The sequence below is a fragment of the Methanosarcina sp. KYL-1 genome, from assembly GCF_024372725.1.
GTDB lineage: Archaea > Halobacteriota > Methanosarcinia > Methanosarcinales > Methanosarcinaceae > Methanosarcina.
Window position 1 is genome coordinate 200742 of sequence record NZ_VOUA01000003.1, and the last position, 17304, is coordinate 218045.

The 17304-nt window shown below is 48.1% G+C and carries 12 protein-coding genes; 4 read left to right on the forward strand and 8 right to left on the reverse strand.

From position 1 onward, the window contains the following. Positions 1-53: 53 nt before the first annotated feature. The 7 genes from FTO70_RS04440 to FTO70_RS04470 all read right to left on the reverse strand — a co-directional run bounded on the left by FTO70_RS04440 (position 54) and on the right by FTO70_RS04470 (position 9443). Positions 54-1157, reverse strand: coding sequence for a transglutaminase-like domain-containing protein (locus tag FTO70_RS04440; protein WP_255334496.1), 1104 nt, complete (start codon positions 1155-1157; stop codon positions 54-56). Between the two features lie 132 nt (positions 1158-1289). Then, the gene (locus FTO70_RS04445; RefSeq protein ID WP_255334497.1) at positions 1290-2537 is read right to left on the reverse strand and encodes an ABC transporter permease; all 1248 of its coding nucleotides are present in this window, start codon (positions 2535-2537) and stop codon (positions 1290-1292) included. Positions 2538-2620: 83 nt separating this feature from the next. Next, positions 2621-3958, reverse strand: coding sequence for a COG1361 S-layer family protein (locus FTO70_RS04450; protein WP_369694334.1), 1338 nt, complete (start codon positions 3956-3958; stop codon positions 2621-2623). A gap of 32 nt (positions 3959-3990) precedes the next feature. Beyond that, the gene (locus FTO70_RS04455; protein WP_255334499.1) at positions 3991-4965 is read right to left on the reverse strand and encodes an ABC transporter ATP-binding protein; all 975 of its coding nucleotides are present in this window, start codon (positions 4963-4965) and stop codon (positions 3991-3993) included. Positions 4966-6296: 1331 nt separating this feature from the next. Continuing rightward, the gene (locus tag FTO70_RS04460) at positions 6297-7544 is read right to left on the reverse strand and encodes a hypothetical protein (RefSeq protein WP_255334500.1); all 1248 of its coding nucleotides are present in this window, start codon (positions 7542-7544) and stop codon (positions 6297-6299) included. A 57-nt stretch (positions 7545-7601) separates the two neighbouring features. Next, on the reverse strand, positions 7602-8699 hold the full coding sequence (locus tag FTO70_RS04465) for a hypothetical protein (RefSeq protein WP_255334501.1): 1098 nt from the start codon (positions 8697-8699) through the stop codon (positions 7602-7604). A gap of 333 nt (positions 8700-9032) precedes the next feature. Next, positions 9033-9443 carry a transcriptional regulator gene (locus FTO70_RS04470; RefSeq protein WP_255334502.1) on the reverse strand — a complete coding sequence of 137 codons (411 nt, stop codon included), beginning with the start codon at positions 9441-9443 and terminating at the stop codon, positions 9033-9035. Positions 9444-11018: 1575 nt separating this feature from the next. Between FTO70_RS04470 and FTO70_RS04475 the strand changes: the two genes are divergently transcribed. The 4 genes from FTO70_RS04475 (at position 11019) to FTO70_RS04490 (ending at position 14668) form a co-directional block, all read left to right on the forward strand. Further along, entirely contained in the window at positions 11019-11864 is an 846-nt protein-coding gene (locus FTO70_RS04475; protein WP_255334503.1) for a hypothetical protein, read from the forward strand. Positions 11865-12548: 684 nt separating this feature from the next. Continuing rightward, entirely contained in the window at positions 12549-13121 is a 573-nt protein-coding gene (locus FTO70_RS04480) for a hypothetical protein (protein ID WP_255334504.1), read from the forward strand. Positions 13122-13775: 654 nt separating this feature from the next. Further along, positions 13776-14063 (forward strand): WD40 repeat domain-containing protein, encoded by a 288-nt coding sequence (locus tag FTO70_RS04485; protein ID WP_369694330.1) that lies wholly within the window; start codon positions 13776-13778, stop codon positions 14061-14063. A 320-nt stretch (positions 14064-14383) separates the two neighbouring features. Then, complete coding sequence (locus FTO70_RS04490; RefSeq protein ID WP_255334505.1) at positions 14384-14668, forward strand: DUF4405 domain-containing protein; 285 nt, start codon at positions 14384-14386, stop codon at positions 14666-14668. A gap of 472 nt (positions 14669-15140) precedes the next feature. Here FTO70_RS04490 and FTO70_RS04495 read toward each other — a convergent pair whose 3' ends face one another. Beyond that, positions 15141-17294 carry a HEAT repeat domain-containing protein gene (locus tag FTO70_RS04495; RefSeq protein ID WP_255334506.1) on the reverse strand — a complete coding sequence of 718 codons (2154 nt, stop codon included), beginning with the start codon at positions 17292-17294 and terminating at the stop codon, positions 15141-15143. Positions 17295-17304: the final 10 nt, after the last annotated feature.

Sequence of the window (17304 nt, forward strand, 5' to 3'; positions counted from 1 at the left end):
ATCTCACCCCCGACACAGGCATGCTTTACAAAAACCGTTTTACAAAAACAGGATTATTCCTTAACTGCCTGTTCGCTCCTGCTGCCCTGGTAACTTTCAGGGAGCTTCTGCCAGGAAACAGGGGCGTCTCCACTCCGGGCTCCCAGGTCAAGGAAGTACTCGTTGTTGTAGTAATACCAGACTTCCACAGCCGGGTACGAGCTATCGCGGTACTCCTCATACGCTATTTTTGAGGTATCCACGGGGACAAGTTCGGAATTTTCCTCGTCATAGTAAGGCCCGCCTGTAGGGTCAAGAGGGAACCAGATGCCGTCCTCGCAGACCTCAACCCAGGCATGCCCGCCTGAAACTTCCCCGAAATCGGCTTCTCCTACGGCTACCCTCACCGTGCTCTCATCGTATTCTTCCGATGCGATCAGGAGGGAGGCAAGGGTGTTTGCCTGCTCCTCGCAGTCGCTTACAGGTTCTCCGGGTATGGGGTTTTTGGAGTAGTCAGGGGTCTCTTCCAGGAACTCTACCGGGGTCAGCCATTTCTCTTTCATGCCGTTGAGGGCTTCGTCCGACACCCATGCCCAGGAAAGGGCGGCTTCATATATCTCATATTTATCGTCAAGGCCGTTTTCTTCGAGATAGGCGCTTACGGCCTCATCATCAGGGGTAACATAGGCCTGGGAGTAAGATCCGGCTTCCTGCTGAAGGTTCTGGTTTGGGTTCGGGTTTTGATTCCGATTCTGGTTTTCCAGAACGCGGGTCAGTTCTTCCCTATCAAGCACTTCCCTGTTGGCCGGGCTTCCTCCCTGGAAGAAAGGATGTATCTGTTTGTTTTGTTCGCTGTCCAACCCGGGCCGGATGTTTTGCGGGATATTACCGTTACCGGCAGGTGCAGGGAGCTTAAATCCTTCAGGATAGTTGCGAACTTGCATGATTCGGCTTTCGCTTTCACTCTCAATGGCGAATATCCAGCTGCTGTGCTGCATTGCAGAGTTCCGGGCTTCGGTGCAGAGCATGTCGTAAATTGCCTCATACTCAGTTTCGCACTCAGTTTCCGGGCCATTTCCGGAATTTCCTGTTCCCAGGATTCCGCCGGCGCAGGCCGAAGCTGTCAATATAGCCAGCACCAGAAGGGCAGCCGGGAGAATAATAGCGATTCTTTTCATGCAGATTCCTGCCCCCTATCCTTCTTGACCTTCCATTTTCGCTATCTACATCTTGTTTTTTCAATAAACCGGTTAAAAAGGGCTGTAGACCCTTTCTTTTCAACTTCTCTTTCCAATTTCTATCTTTTCAAATCACTCGTACCGCAGGGCGTCCACGGGTTTCAGTTTCGAAGCCCTGTATGCCGGGACCGCTCCCGATAGCACCCCGATCAGGACCGCGAGGCCAAGCCCGAAAGCCATCAGGTCTGGAGAAAGGCCTGTACCTGCCCCGCTTCCTCCTCTCATCAGGGTCACGCCCAGATAAGGGAACAGTGTGGAAACAAACCCTCCGAGCATCACCCCGAAGACTCCTCCTACGAATCCGACCATCGCGGAGTTGACAACAAAGATCATCAGGATGTCCCGGTTTTTGGCCCCTATGGCTTTCATTGTGCCGATTTCCTTTGTCTTTTCAAGCACCGAGGTAAACATCGTGTTTGCAATCCCTACGGCTCCGACAAGCAGGGACACGGCGGCAATGGCCCCCAGGAAGAGGGTCATGGAACTGGTCATTTCGGTTACCGACTCTGCCATGGACAGCGAGGATGATAAGCTAAAGTCCCTGTCTTTTTCCTGGTGGATCTGGCGGGAGACCATCAATCTCTCTTCGATTTCCTCGATTGTGGGGTCCACAAGGTCTTCACTTTCGACCTTGACCACGATGGAATCGAAAACATCTTCTTCCGCATCTTCAATCAGGTTGACTGCCGCATCGAGCGGCATGTAGATCTTCCGATCTTCACTACCGCCTTCCTCTTCCAGGACCCCGACAACCCTCACGGACTTGCCGTTGACCGTTATAACCTGGTTGACCCCTATTTCCTGGTCGAAAATTTCCGTGGCAATACTGCTTCCTATGACCGCTACGTTCTTATCGGCAGGCTCGAGCAGCCTTCCTGACCCCACTTCCAGGGTGTTCATGTACTGCCAGACCTGGGGGTCCACTCCCGTGATGGAAAGAGTTGCGGTTTCTCCGGCGTAGTCCACTTCTTCACTCCCTGAGATCTGGGTGTCAATGTACAGTACGCCGTCTATCCCCTGGAGCGCGTCAACGTCGTCATCGGTCAGTTCGGCGTCTGTGGATGAAGAGCCTCCGCCCCCGGGCCCTCCCGGCCCGGGCATCCTTGATTGGGCACCTGAGTAACCCGGTGTAATGGTAATTTTCGTCAGGTCCATGTCGGCAAGCCTGCTCTGGACCTGGGCCTCCATGGCATCCCCCAGGGAGATAATCCCGACCACAGCTCCTACCCCTATGACAATCCCGATGATGGTCAGCCAGCTTCGCAGTTTGCTGTGCAGGAGCATATTCAGGGCCATTTTAACGTAGGTTGCGTTTCTCATTGCGCATCCCTCCGGTTTTTACTGGCTTTCATGTTTCCGGTTCTTTTCAATTTCATTTTTCCGTATCATAGCTCACTTATTCCTCACTTATTCAGAATTCCGAAGCTGTATTTCCCTTCCCCGGATTCTTTTTCTTCGGAGCCTTTCTTACTCTGTTTTTGCCTGCGGTAGAGGAAGACTCCTGCGCCTGCAACTATAACTACCAGGGCATAGTAAACGTAGGAACTGGTCCCGCTGCTTGTGCCTGCTCCGGGCCTGCTTGTGCTTCCTTCAACTCCCGTGGGGGCTGTAATCTCTACCTTTACGTCCTTTAAAACCGTGATCCGTTCTCCTTTTGAATCCGTGTATTCAATCTGGACTTCCAGGGACGGCCTGCCGCCGAAAGCTGCAGCTTTTGCTGTCCCGGCATCTGAGGACTCTCCGGATTCAGAAACTGAGGCCTGTGTACTCATAACATCGAAAGATGTGATCGTGTAGTCTCCTTTCTCAAGGTTTCCCACAATTGTGGAGGAACTTCCGCTTGTCCTGAAGTTTTCCTGCTCCGGGATCGATACCTTTACGGAATATGCCTGGTTGTTGCCCACGTTTGCTACGGAAAGGGAGATTTCCCCGGCGTCGCTTTCCGAGAAGGAAACATCGAAATCGGTTTCTCCGCCGACGAAGAGCCCTGCAGTGGTCTCAATGGTGTTGGTATTGGATTCGTAGTCTTCAAAGGTCAGGTTTATGTCGAGGGTATAGAGCCCCGGGTCTGCATTTACGTCTGCCATGACCGTGTAGGCAACCGTTACGGACTCATCGGGTTCCAGGTACTTGATGTACTTGGTGTTGTCCGAGTAGACCGGCAGGATTACGCCTTCGGGGTCTTCCCAGGAGATGACCATGTTTTTCAGGGGAGAGTTTCCGGTATTTGTGATGATGAATTCAAGGGGTTCTTCCGTTGCCAGGTCGATGTTTGCCTTGTTTATGGTCACGATCTGGGCGTATTCTTTTCCCCTTATCTCTAGCTCGATGGTTTTTGTGCTGGTGATGGTTTTTGCCGATGACCCGTCCCCGCTTGTTGCAGTTGTGGTGATGTCTATTTCGTATATTCCCTCGGAAGCCCCGGCATCGGTCATGAGCTTGAATTTCAGGACGGCTGCGTCATCATCATCCTGTCTGGCGTTCAGGTAGGATATCTCTTTTGTCAGGCTCTCTCCGGATACTTTGCCAAACGGGTATTCGGGTTTTATTTCGACAGAGATGTCTTCCAGATTATTGGTTCCTACGTTTTGCACACTGAGAGTAAGCTCCACGGTTTCTCCGGGTCGGGCAGCATCAGGGTTCTGGTTTATCAGCTCTACCTGCACGGCTGAGGATTCTATCAGGCCCGTGGCAGCAAGGGCAGTTCCGGTGCTCAGCGAATTTATTGCCAAAAAAAGCACCAGGACCGTTAACAAGGAAAACTTTTTCATTCTTATTCCTCCATTTCGTTTTTTTCTGCATGTTTTTCTGCATGTTTTTCTGCATGTTTTTCTGCATGTTCGATTTTCTCTATCTCCCCGTCCCTGATGTACACGACTCTCGTCGCATATTTTACCAGTTCCAGGTCATGGGTTACAATGATGATCGTCTTGCCTTCCTGCTCGTGCAGCTTTTCAAGAAATTCCAGAATGTAATTCCCTGTCTTGCTGTCCAGGTTCCCGGTGGGCTCATCTGCGAGGATCACGGGCGGGTTTACGGCCAGGGACCGGGCTATTGCCACCCTCTGCCGCTGTCCTCCTGAGAGCTGGGAAGGCAGGTTTTTCTTCTTATCCGAGAGCCCGACGATGTCTAACAGGTATTCGGCCCTCCTTCTGGCCTTTCCCGGGTCCATCTCCTGAAACTCCAGGGGCAGGGTGACGTTTTCCAGGGTGCCCAGGGTTGGGATCAGGTTGAAGCTCTGGAAAATGAAGCCTATCATCTGTCCCCTGATCCTGGCAAGTTCCGATTCGTCCAGTTCGGAAATGTCCCTGTCTTGCAGGAAGACCGCCCCCCTCGAAGGCAGGTCCAGGCAGCCCAGCAGGTTCATAAGCGTACTTTTCCCGCTCCCGCTTGGCCCGAGCACCACCACGAACTCCCCTTCATAGATCTCCAGGTCAATGCCTTTGAGGGCTGCAAACTCAACCTCTCCCATCTGGTAGATTTTCCAGACATCGGTCAGTTTGATAAGGGGAGTCGTTCCGTTGCTAAGAGCTGCGGTTTTCACGGCTGCACCGGAACCTTTAAAGGAATCTCCAGATTGACTTCCGGATGAACTGTCAGATGGACCGTTTCCCGAATCATCCCCTGAATCCGAATCCTGCTCGCTGTCCGATTCGCTGTAGAAATCCGCCGCTCTTTCGAGCGACTGCAGGAATTTTCGGGGATCCAGTGTTGTTTTTAGTGTCTCTATTGCTTCAGAAAGTGTCATACATAACCTCATAATTATATTCGCACAGGTTCCGGGTTACAGGAGTGCGGTTTTGTTTTCTCATCTGTCCTATTTTGTCCGGTGTCTTTTTTATGTGGATTTACTTTTTTATGTGGATTTACTTTTTTATGTGGATTTATGCTGATTTATGTGGGTTTTTGAATTGGTTTGATGTTTAATCGTGAATTGGTGGTTTATCGTGAATTGGTGGTTTATCGTGGGTTAACGGTTTAATCATGAGTTGATGAGGCACCCGCGAGGTGTAAGGTGCCTCATTGCAGGGGGTTTTCATCTCTTGTGGCTGCCTCTTCCCTCCGGTTTTACGGGGATTTAAAGGAGGCTTCAGGTGTTCGTTTCTTATTTTGTATCCCCGCCATGGATGAGCCGCTTACCGAGGTGAAAGGCGGCTCACCTGTATTTCTTGTATGGGTGGAGTTATTGACTGACTGTGCAGGAGGGATTGTTTGAGGCAGTCAACCCCCTCATTGGCATTTAATAATAAAAGCATACTTAAAGGAAAAGAGGGAATTTGAGGGATAAATTTAGCAATGAAGCTTTTTTAGGGGTTTTTTGATTAATTTATTCTTTAATATGACTTGAAAATAGAATTAAATCTCCGATAAAGTTTTATGGCCCGGGGAGGCGGCTTCACCAGGCAAGGAGCCGGCTTGTTTTGAAGTGGCTCAATGCCCTGAAACCGTTAATACGCTGCTGTTCAGGTCCCCGGGCTCTCATCGGCCGCCGCAGCGGCCGGCCTTTTCCTGAAAAAAATTAAAAGTAGAATCAAACAGTAAATTCGGGTTTGGGCTTTTTGCTGTCCACATTATACTGCACTGGAGATGGATAACATGAAAGACAAAGAATCTTTTCAGAAAAGAAAATGGAAGTAAATAGACTGAAATTAGAGAGAGGCTATATTTCCACGGATTTATCCTGGTATAATTCAGGGAAATCCTGGTTATTCAGATGTACAAAAGAGTTATTCATGTATACAAAAAGTTCATTCTTGTATACAAAAAAGTTACTCAAATATACTGCATAAGAATCAAAGTTGCTCTGGCGCACCCCGCTGCAAGCAACTGGGTATGTTCGCGCCACCGCTGCAAATTCCGTAAAAGGAGATATTAAACATAATACGGTTTAGTTCGAGCAGAAGTCAACAAACAAAAAATGGATTCGATAAATCGTATTATCATCAACGGTTCTCGGGGAAGCGTTCATCCCCGCAGCAAGCTGCGGGGTATTCGACTGAAATAAAAGTACTGAAACAGTCCGGAATGTCAGATAGTACGAAATGTCAGATCATGCAGAATGCCGGACCCCCGAAAATCTTATTTTTTCTCATCCCTAAGGATCACAACATTTCCTCTGCCCCTTTTAAACTTTTCAATCAGTTCTCTCCGCTCAAGGTCGGCAAGCATAAGGCTGACTTTCCCTTCGGAGTACTTCAACCGGCTGCGGAGATCTTTCTGTGTGATCCTGCCGCCCTGGCCCCGGATTATGTCCATGATTTCCTGGAGGTCGGCGGGGAGGGGGAGGGGCTTTTTTGGAGCCGGGGGTTCGGCTGCGGAAGTATCTGCAGGTTCCGGTGGGAGGGCTTCCGGAATTTTCTTTTCGGGCACTGGCCCGGTAATTTCTGTTTTTAGTCCGGGTTCGGTAATTTCCTTTTCAGGCTCTGGCTCTGGAATTTCTGCTTTTAGTCCGGGTTCGGTAATTTCTTTTTCAGGCACCGGCTCGGCAATTTCTATTTTCGGTCCGGGCCCGGTAATTTCTTTTTCAGGTATTGGCTCGGATATTTCTGTTTCCTTCCTGAATTCGGGCATTCCGGCTTCCGGTTCCGTATACATTTCTCTGATTTCTTCCGTTTTTTCCTGTTCCGGCATTCCTGAATTCGTTTCAGGGGTTTTTGCCTGGGGCTCAGGAAGGTTTCCGGATGGAAGCTTCTCGGGTCCTGGTGCGGTTTCAGTCCGGTGTGCTTCTTTTTTCACCGGAACTGCGATTTCCTCTTTGCTTTTTTGCTTTCGGGAGAACTTGTAGCCGCCAGCGAGCAGCAGAGTTAATAAAAGGGCTCCGAGAAGGTAGGAAGCAGTCGCGAAAGAGGCTTCGTTTCCAGAGGCATTTTCGCCGGTTTCACCGGGTTCGGCAGGACTTTCATCTGCGGTTTTATCGGGGGAGGCTGTGCTTTGCGTTCCTGTTTCCTGGTTTTCGGGCACTTCACCGGCCTCGGGGCTGTCCATGAGTTCTTCGGAATAGACAGGGAGGAGGAGGAGGTCGAGGACGTAGTTTCCTTCCCCTTCGATGGTTATTGTTTCTTCTGCCTGGTAGGTGAGGGTGCTGTTCTGGTAATAGCTGGCTGTGATAGTGTAATCTCCGGAGGCCAGTTCAAAGGAATACAGCCCGTATTTTGCCACCATGGACTGGGAGGGTGTGGAGTTTACCTCGACCACCGCGTTGTCCAGGGGGTCGAAGGTGTCCCAGCCGTAGACTACTCCGTGGATGGTGGCGGGGATGTCTGCCGCGGCAGGTCCGGCCAGCATAAGTGCCGCAGCAATGCAGATGATATAAAGCCTCAGATTCATGGTATCAGGAAACCCGGGGGTTCAGTTTCTTTTATTTTCCTGGCTGTCCCGGGTGGTTTAAGGGTTCCACTCAATAAATCTTTTTGTGTCAGAGGGCAGGGTCCCCGGCCCGGGCATATGTGCCCCGGTCCTTATGTCTTCTGCCCTTTCAAAACCCGGATTATCCGGTGCGAACTCATGCGGGCCGTTCATTTTAAAGGACGTGTTTGCCCAGCTTTCTTCCTTCTTCGTCCCGTCGGCGCCTTCAATGGTGTATGTGCCGTTTCCGAAGAAAGTCGCGGCGCCCTTCCCTCCGGCTGCTGTAAGGGAGATGCTCCGGGCACTGAGCATGACTGTCTTGGAGGAGCCGGGGATTTTCACGTCCGCAGAGTGTATATTGTACAGGAGCACATTGTGGGGGCCTTCTTTTTGCTCTTCGAATGTGAAATCTCCTTTTATGTAAATTGCAGAGTCGCGGGAAATGTCCAGGATAGCCATTACCCCGTTTTCCAGGTGTGCATTGAGGGTGAAACTGCCTGTTAGGAAAGCTCTTCCGCTCCCCTCTGCATTGAGCCTGGAGCTTTCATTTAACTGTTCGGTCCCCGGCATAAGGCGCTGGAATTCCCCGAAGATCGCCTTCAGCACAATGTTAGCCTGTATCATGTTTTTCTGGGAGCGGACCAGATATTCCCTCTGGGTTTCGTAATTGTTTTCCTCCCCGGAAGCCGAATCGGCAAGTTCCCTGTACTTTTTTGCCTCCTCCACAAGACGGGTGTATTCCCCAAAGAGTTCCTGAAGCCTGCTGACGTCCTCACCGCTTGCCTGCAGCTGCTGAATTCCAAACTCAAGCCTCAGGGAAATCTCCTCGGCTTTTTCGATATTGCTGTCAAGCAGGGCTGTCGCTTCTCTCAGGGCCCTGGAGTATTCCTGCGCAGAATCCTCCGGGTTGAAGTCTCCGGAAGGCGGCCTCTCTTGATATGGATTATGGGGGTACTGCTGCTCCCCTGGCATCCCCGGCGCTCCTGAGTTCAGAAGCCCTGCATAAGGGAAAAAGATGCTCCTGTATATGTTTCCCGGAGCTTTATAGGTGAAAGGCTGTGCTTTTGCATCCACACAGCCTGAGTTTATGATAATTCCTGTAAGGATAAGGAGCAGGAATATGTATTTGATTTTCATGCGGGTTCACGTCCTCTGGCAAGAAACTTCAACAGCTTGAGAGCATTTTTTTATTTGAGTTCATATATTTTAATATTTGCTTCAGTTCCTGGAATCTTTCCTGGAATATTATACTTTTTTTGATCTATACTTTTTTGAAAGTTTACTTCTCGGCTATTTTTTGAAGAGAAGGGGTTGAAGAGAATCGAATAAGCCTGGGTAAGGACCATAGGCCGATATGGGGTCTGATGTACCACACATCATTTAATATGCAAGAGTACTCCCATCGTTTAATATGCATAGGATCAGATTGGGCTTCATAGGGCTCTATAGGACCCAATAGGATCGATAAGATCAAATAAATTCTCCGGGGACTTCCTTTCCCCTGAAACTTTCCGGGCTGTGCTGCCTGAGCGCCGTGAAGATAAAAGAAAAGTCCTGGTTCTTTTTTCCGGGCAGGAGGATGATTACCTTTTCCACGGCTTCGTAGACCTTTATTTCTCTTCCTTTCCGGCTCCACTTAACCTGCCTCACCCTGATCAGCCCGGCTTCGAGCAGGGAGTCCAGGTTGTATTTCAGGGTGTTCAGTCGGACCTCAAGTTCGTCCGCAAGGTCACCTGCGGACATGGACCTTCTTTCAAGCAGGTTCAGGATCTCTGTTGAGGTCTCGTTTGAAAGGACCCTGACAATTTTCCTGGAATCTGCGGAAAGCGGGAGGATCAGTAGTTTTTCTTCATCCTGGCTCTCCACCCTGGCTTCAGGCATTTTTTTCTCTCCATTGATTTTTTAATGTCGTTTATTTAAAATTCAAAAAAGCTTATTTCAATTCGTCTCTCCAGCTCGCGCCTTTCAGTTCTGGAGCGCACAGATCAGGAACACCCGGCAGCTGGCATGTGCAGGTAGGTATGTGATGTGGTGTCTCCAATCGTACGGTACGGATCTCGTACAGCACGGTTCTGTATGGTATTACTCTTCAGAGATACTCAATTTTCTGTATGGGGTTTTATTCCGGGTGTTCCCGACTGCAGGGCCTGTATTTGGATTTAATAATAAAAGCATACTTACTTTTTTAGGAGAATTGAAGATTTGAATTTCAAATTAAAACTTTAATGGTGCTTATTTGTCATTTTAATCCTTTACAATTCTTAAATGACCGCTTTAAAGTTCTATTGTTCCCTTTAATTGTAAAATGGTTGATCTTTTTTTCCCATCTGTGGTATGGGCACAGGGTTTGAGGAGGTATACTCAGGTCTCAGGTCTCCGCTCTGCACCGGGCATTCACTGAAGTTCTGCAGCAGTCATTACTAATTTTGGCTATTTCCCTGCTCCACACCAGATTTGAGCCGTCCTTTCGGCCAGGAAAGAAAAAAACGGAGGCCAAACCTATACAACAGGATCCAGATGCTATTAAGAGAAGAGAACCCGATGCACGGAAAAATACTCCGGCTTGTCCGATCAATACTTCTCTTAACTCTGAAAACCTTTTTTAGTCCCGTGTAAGAGGAAAAACCCCTGCCAGCTTGCCTGGCGGCGCCTTCCAAAAAGAAATAAAAAATATATCTGAAAAAGAATATTATCCAGGTTGTGGCGGTTAGCGCACTAATTTCAAATTGAATCCCTGTATTTATTCTGAACTCTTTCTTTCAGTCATCTGGCTACTCTTTTTGATTATCCCAATGTACTTTTCAGTCATTTTGCTGTTATTTTTGGCTGGTTAAGCACATTTTTTCAGTCATCTGGCCGCTCCTTTTGGTTATTCCAATGCACTTTTCAGTCATCAGAGTGACTTTTTTATTCATCCATGTATACATCATGGAAAAGGCCGGTCAGCAAGCTGACCGGTGAGAGTGCCGGTACCTGAAAAGCAAATGAAAAAAGGTTTTATTTTTTTCGATTTAATCGAATAAATATCAACCGCGTAAGGTGTACGACCCATTTAATTTCTGTCCTGGAAGGTAAACACGTCCTCGGGGCATTTCTCCGGCTGAAGGAGAACGGAATTTGTGCCCGCCACTTCAGGGATCAACAAATTTTTTATATGTCCCATTTTGTTCTGGGAATAAAGGTTTTTTAGCATCTTAATAAGTATTATGAGTGATTTTTAAGCTTTATTAAAATATTGAAGCTTCAAAAAAGCTTATTTTCTAAATTAAATCTCTTTTTAAATCTTGTTTCTGAAAGTAAGCTTATATTTAAGCCTGCCAATTTTGGGAATGTCGACCGGCGAGAAGCCGACGAAACGATCCGTAACAGGTTGAAACGGAAAAAGGTACGGGACAAGCCGTAACAAACTGGAACGGAACAAAGTAAAACGTAACAAAGTAATTGACGGAGATTATTATGAATACAAAATCAGTAAAATCAATCGCTCGCTTTGCGGTGGTGCTGATGGTCTTAAGCATCATTCCATCAGGCGCCTTTGCTGCAGATGATGGGACGTCTGCTGATGATACGGCAGCTGCAGACGGAACGAATAATATGAGATTTGAAAAAATGATGAGGGGTATGGGCCCGGGGGCTGACGGGGGCCGTGGAATGCCCGGAATGGGACCGGCGGGAATTTCCGGAAAAGGCATGATTGGAACCGTTGCCCTGGAATACGCAGATGAAGATTATTTCCCTGAAATTCAGGCAGCAATGCTTGAGTGCCTGGGCCAGCAGATCGAGAGGATGAACGACCAGCCGGAAATGCCTGAAGAAAAAGAGCTTCCCGAGGGTGTGGATGAAGAGGCAGCAGAAGCCAGGGCTGAAGCAAGAGCCGAAGCACAGGCTGAAAGGCTCGCTGAACTCAATGCCCTTTACGATGAAATCGAAGGTGCCGGGAACCTTGATGACCTCAAGGCAATAGCTTTCTCCCATGCAAAAGAAGGAATGAGCGATGCCATTGACAGGGAGATCGGAAGGTTCGAAACAATGACAGAAAACCTCGACTCAATTGAAAACGAAAACATCACCAAAGAATTACTGGCAGAAACCATTGAGGACCTACAGGCCCTTCAGGAACAGGTAGACAGTGCTGAAGACAGTGAAGCCCTCATGTCAATCGGAGAAGCCCTTCGGGGAATCAATGACGCCTTCCGGGAAGCAGCCGGAATTGAGCAGGGCGAAGGTCTGATGGGATCATGCCCGATGGACAAGCCGGACAGCTGTTCGATGAGGGTGCAGGGCAGGATGTCCCGCGCCTGAACGGGAGTCTGACCTGAGGAAGCTGATCCCGAATAAGATTCACTGCTAACGGATAGAGTCCGGGGTACGCTTACCCTGCAGCTTCCAATAATAGGATACCACGAACTGTACCTCAAAAAAGAGAAAAACCTGCAGAAAGCCACCAACACTGCAGAAAGCCACCAAAAATCCCCTCGATGAAAAACCACCACGTAACACGTAGAAACCCACCCAAAATCAACCCCGATAAACCCAAAAAAGAAGCCCGCAAAAAACCCGAAAAGGAAAACCACGAGAAAACCCAACAACAAAACAACCCTGAGAAACCCAAAAAGGAAACCACGAGAAAACCCAGCAACAAAACAACCCTGAGAAACCAAAAAGAAACCCAACAAGAAAACCCAAACTAAAAATCGGAAAAACCACATCAGAAACAGACCTCAGACCCAAAAGATGCCCTTGCAAAGACACCTGCCCGGGCTGCTGGAACTGAGATGGAATGATGGCTGGAATGTCTCATTCATTCGTTCCATCTCTCTTCCGGTATACGACCTGTATTTTCTCTTGTACTTTTAATTGCTGTGTTAATTGCTGTGCTTGAAGGTGAGATACATGAAGATTTTTTATAAGAGATTAAGTTTCAGGAAAATAATTCCCCTTTTTTCAGCTTTGTTAATTCTGTTCAGTGTAATTCCCTATTGCGGGATGGCAGAGGAAGAAGGGAATGTGCCGCGGTATCCGGCTTCGGATGAAGAAGCTTTTGGCATGATGAAGAGCCGGATGACCGAATCAATTGACAGCATGATAGGAAATCTTGAGGGCTCAATGGAAGACCTTGATGATGATCTGCTTGAGGATGCCGAAGGGCTTAAAGAAGGACTCGAATCAATAAAAGAAGATCTTGAAGCTGCTGGGACGGATTCCGAACTGATGGAAATAAGGGATGAGCTTAACTCCTTAATAGAAGAGGCCCCCGAAGAGTTGAAGAGTATCCTCGGCCCTGCCGGTCAGATGGGTCAGGGTTCCGGATCTCCGGGAGACAGAGGGGAAATGCCTCCACAGGGCTTTAACGGGACCGAGAACCCTGAAATGATGCAGAACAAGAGCCAGGTAAGGGATGCGAACATGACAATGGAGGATAGGAAGATGCCCGGCCAGGCTCCCGGCGGAGAACGAGGAAACGGCAGTCAGATGAACGGCAGTGCTGAAGAAACCGGGTCCGAAAATGTCGGCTTTTTTGGGAGGCTCATCAACAGTATAAAGTCCCTTTTCAGCTAAGAATTCCCATCAACTAAACAAGATATCCATGAATGAAAATCCCCGTATACCCCGACTGAATTCCGGAACCTTCCACGAAAACTCGGGTAGGCGCTTTCCGGATTTTAGAACAGTTTTAAAACCTGTAGACTCCAGGAAGGTCCGGCTGGAGAAGATAGAAATGCCGGTCCGGGGTACAGGGATTTACGAAAATGGCTCACATGGCTGTGAAAGGCTCTGAAAATAAGCTTATCTTCTCCCTCTCATATTTTTTTCCTCTCATATTTTTTTCCTCTCATATTTTCTCCCTCTCATATTTTCTCCCTCTCATATTTTCTCCCTCTCATATTTTCTCCCTCTCATATTTTCTCCCTCTCATATTTTCTCCCTCTCATATTTTCTCCCTCTCATTTTCTCCCTCTCATTTTTCCCTTTCACGGAACTTTTTTTCCATGCCTGTGGAGGTGCAAACCCTCAAAAAACCGTTTTTCTTCCCGCTTTGCTAAACCCCGCAAACTCACCGATGCGAAGCATCGGCCTTTCCCGGAAAAGTACAAAAATCGAGTTGTTTGAGCAGGAATTGTTTAGCTTGAGTGTCACTTATAAAAATTTAAGATAGAATTAAGCCATACAGCAGATATTTAAACAGTCTCATCTGACAGTACGCTTAAAGTTTTGGATCTTAAAACCGGCAAGGAAGTCTACACCTTAACCGGTTATTCCTCCAAGGTCAGAGCGGTTTTCGCCGCCCCTGATGGAAATTATGCTGTTTCAGCCTCAAGTGACAATACGCTTAAAGTCTGGGATCTTAAAACCGGAAAGGAAGTGGCTGCTTTTGGTTGTGATAGTCCTTCTCTATGTATTGTGTTCTCACCTGATAACACAATAATTGTTGCAGGGGAAGAAAGCGGAAGGTGCATTTTTTGCTTTTCAGGAGGGAAATGCCGGAAGGAAATGAATTAAAGCTTGAAAACAACCAAATTAAGATTATATTTGTTAATAAAACTTTATTTTTGTAATAAATCTTTAAAATTCCTTTAAACTTAAAATAAATTCCTTTTTTCATTCTTTTTCTGCAAGTATCTTTATTTCTTTTTCTGGCAATCAGGGGTATGGACAGCGGGAAGCTGGAAAACAGCATGACTGCGGCGGTCAATTGCCTGCCGGTCAATTAGCTGTAATATGGAAATCCGTCGAATCAATTAAACCAATCAAAGGAACTCTAATCAATTGAAGGAATTTTCAATGTTATATATATTTAAAAGTTAGAATGGTGTGAATAAATGAAACGAATAACACTTAACTATCTGGTGGACCTCAGCCTTTTCGTCCAGTTTGTCCTGGTCGGGTATTCAGGGCTTTTATTGTTCTTTAACGACCACGGCACAGGCCCCTTCTGGAAGATGATCCATGAGAAGCTCGGGATCGTGATGCTGGTCTTTTTCATTATCCACATGGCGCTTCACTCGAAATGGATAACATGCACCACAAAGAACCTTTTCAGAAGGGAAAATGGGCGTAAAGAGGTTGACGTAAGAGGAATAAGCTGTACAGGTTCATCGGATTAAAGGTAACGGGAGAAAGGGAAAATATTCCCTCGATTACGACATTCCCCCATCCCCTTTTTAACATAAAGGTGTTTTACATGAATTTAACCGGGAAAATTCCGATCTTTGTAACTCTTTTCCTCATGATAGTTATAGCCTTCAAACTCCTTGAAAAATGCCAGAGTGGCACTTTTTAAGCCGGGGTCCGGGTTTCCGAAAAGAGCTGAGTTTTCGAAAAATCCTGTATCCGGGCAGGAGTCTGTCGATAAACTGCGGTCGCCGATGAGTTGCAGGTTACACTGAGGCTTGCCCGGAGCGGGTTGGAATTTTTCGGATGCATTTAAAGGGGAAATGTGAGAAAAGTGGGGAGGTGAGGCTGGCGACTAGATCAGCTAAGCGAAATTCCCGGGCATGCCAGCCTCCGGAATTGTCGGACTGCAGATTAACTGTTTGCCTGCAGGTGAAATTTTTTCTTTCCCTCTTAATTTCCCTTTTATCTTTTCAATCTCAGCCCGCAGAAGGGGCAGAAATTCGGATCGATCGGAAGGTCAAGAGAACTGGAGCAGGCCGGGCAGGACGGGACGTATTCCTCTTCTCTCGCATAACTTCTTTTTTGTGTGATTCCGATTGCTCCGTTTTTCCCCGAAATGCCGGGATAGTTTCCGGTCTTCAGGACTTTTGTCTGTCCTTCTGAGCCGCCGAAACAGTTAACCTGGTCCTCAAAGTTAAGCTGGGGAGAGGCAGGCCCGGTAAACGAGCCACATGCTGTGCTTTCAGGAATGTATTCTTCTTCGTATTCTTCTGCTTCTTCCTCTTCTTCAAGTTTCATTACGGACTCGAATTCTTCCAGGGCATTTGTGCCGTTTATTCTCCCGAGGGCTCTTGCGGCTTCTATCCGGACATTAGGGTCTTCGTCCCTGAGGCAGTTCCTCAAAAGCCTCACAACATCCGAGCTTCCTATTTTTTCCAGGGCTTTTACCGCACTGCTCCGGACATCCCACCTGTGGTCATCCAGGGCTTTAATAAGTCCGGGCACCGTATCGGGTGTGCCTACTCTTCCGAGGGCTTCTACCGAGACTTTCCTTACATCCTTATCAGAAGCATCGAGCCCCATAATGAGAATCGGTACAGACCTTGAGGTGCTCAGGGTATCTAAAAGGGCGTTTCTTGCTGCTACCCTCACGGAAGTATCAGGGTCATCGAGGGAATCCAGGAGATCCGAAATGGCTTTTGATGCATTGATTTTCACGGGGCTTTCGGTTGCAGCCTTTTTCTCTGAAATTTCAGAAACATCAGGAGTTATTCCAGGTATTCCAGAGCCCTGCCATGCAGCTGATTTCTCAATGTTCTCAAGAGCTTTTAATGCAACCTTCCGGACGGAAGTATCAGGGTTGTCCAGGGCCACATTAAGGCCTGAAATGGCATCATGGGTCCCGATTTTCTCAAGGGCGCATACTGCAGTTCTCTGTACGGATACCTCAGGGTCGTCCAGGGCTTTTACAATGTCCGGGACCGCGTCTTCTATTCCCAGTTCTCCCAGAGCTGCTACTGCGGCTTCTCGAACGGAGCTTTTTGAGTCCTTGAGGGCTTCAATAAGGCCCGATACAGCTTCAGGCGTGCCTGTCTTTTCAAGGCAGACTACAGCAGTTTCTCTGACCGAACTGTCCGGGTCCTTAAGGGATTTGATAAGCCCTGAAACGGCTCCGGGGGTGCCGCTGCTCCCAAGGGCGCTTACGATTGTCTTTCTCATGGCATTCTCATGGACGTCGAGGGCTTTGACAAGGCCCATAATTGCTTCGGGGGAATTGATTTTTCCGAGGGTTTCTACGGCCCTCCTCCGCAAATACCAGTCGGGATCATCAAGAGCCCTTATAAGACCTGATACAGCTTCAGGTGTGCCGATATTACAGAGGGCTTCTATTGAGGCTTTCCTCACGTCCCTGTCCGGAGCTCCGAACACTTTGATAAGCAAGGGCACTGAACCTGATACGGAGATTATTCTGCAGAGGGCTTCCGAAGCAGCTTCCTGTACCGGCAGCCTGGAGTCCCCCAGGGTTTCCAGCAGCTCAGGAACAGCTTCGCTTGCAGATATTTTTCCAAGGGAGTTCACAGCATACTGCCTGACCGAGTTGTCAGCGTCTTTCAGGGCTTTTACCAGCCCATGGATAGCCTCAGGTGTACCGATTTTTTCAAGGGCCACTACAGAAGCCTTCCTGACAAAAACTTCCGGGTGGTCAAGCGCTCCAATAAGGCAGGAGATTGCTTCTTTTGAACCTATTCTCAGGAGGGCTTTTACTGCTTCTTTTTGAACAAACTTATCAGGGTCATCAAAAACTTTTGGAAGGCCTGAAACTGCTTCAGGTGTTCCTATTTTCCCAAGAGCACTCACTGCAGCTTTTCTAATAGAACTCTCGGGGTCATCAAGCACTTCTACAAGGCCCGGGACTGCCTCAGGCGTGCCTATCTTTCCAAGGGCTTCTGCCGCAGCGGCCCGTACCTTCGGGTTAGTATTGCCCAGGGCTTTTACCAGGGCAGGAACTGCGCCCGAGTCCCCGATTTTTCCAAGCTCTTCTGCTGCTGTTACCCTTGTCCCTGCAAGAACAGAGTGCTCCAGCTTCTTTACCAGATTTTTTGTTTGGATTTCCAATTCCTTCCAC

Bases quoted from the DNA above. Each gene is read 5' to 3' on its own strand.
- FTO70_RS04465 (WP_255334501.1), bottom strand. From the start codon at position 8,699: ATGAAAATCAAATACATATTCCTGCTCCTTATCCTTACAGGAATTATC.
- FTO70_RS04440 (WP_255334496.1), bottom strand. From the start codon at position 1,157: ATGAAAAGAATCGCTATTATTCTCCCGGCTGCCCTTCTGGTGCTGGCT.
- FTO70_RS04490 (WP_255334505.1), top strand. From the start codon at position 14,384: ATGAAACGAATAACACTTAACTATCTGGTGGACCTCAGCCTTTTCGTC.
- FTO70_RS04460 (WP_255334500.1), bottom strand. From the start codon at position 7,544: ATGAATCTGAGGCTTTATATCATCTGCATTGCTGCGGCACTTATGCTG.
- FTO70_RS04480 (WP_255334504.1), top strand. From the start codon at position 12,549: ATGGCAGAGGAAGAAGGGAATGTGCCGCGGTATCCGGCTTCGGATGAA.
- FTO70_RS04445 (WP_255334497.1), bottom strand. From the start codon at position 2,537: ATGAGAAACGCAACCTACGTTAAAATGGCCCTGAATATGCTCCTGCAC.
- FTO70_RS04475 (WP_255334503.1), top strand. From the start codon at position 11,019: ATGAATACAAAATCAGTAAAATCAATCGCTCGCTTTGCGGTGGTGCTG.
- FTO70_RS04470 (WP_255334502.1), bottom strand. From the start codon at position 9,443: ATGCCTGAAGCCAGGGTGGAGAGCCAGGATGAAGAAAAACTACTGATC.
- FTO70_RS04455 (WP_255334499.1), bottom strand. From the start codon at position 4,965: ATGACACTTTCTGAAGCAATAGAGACACTAAAAACAACACTGGATCCC.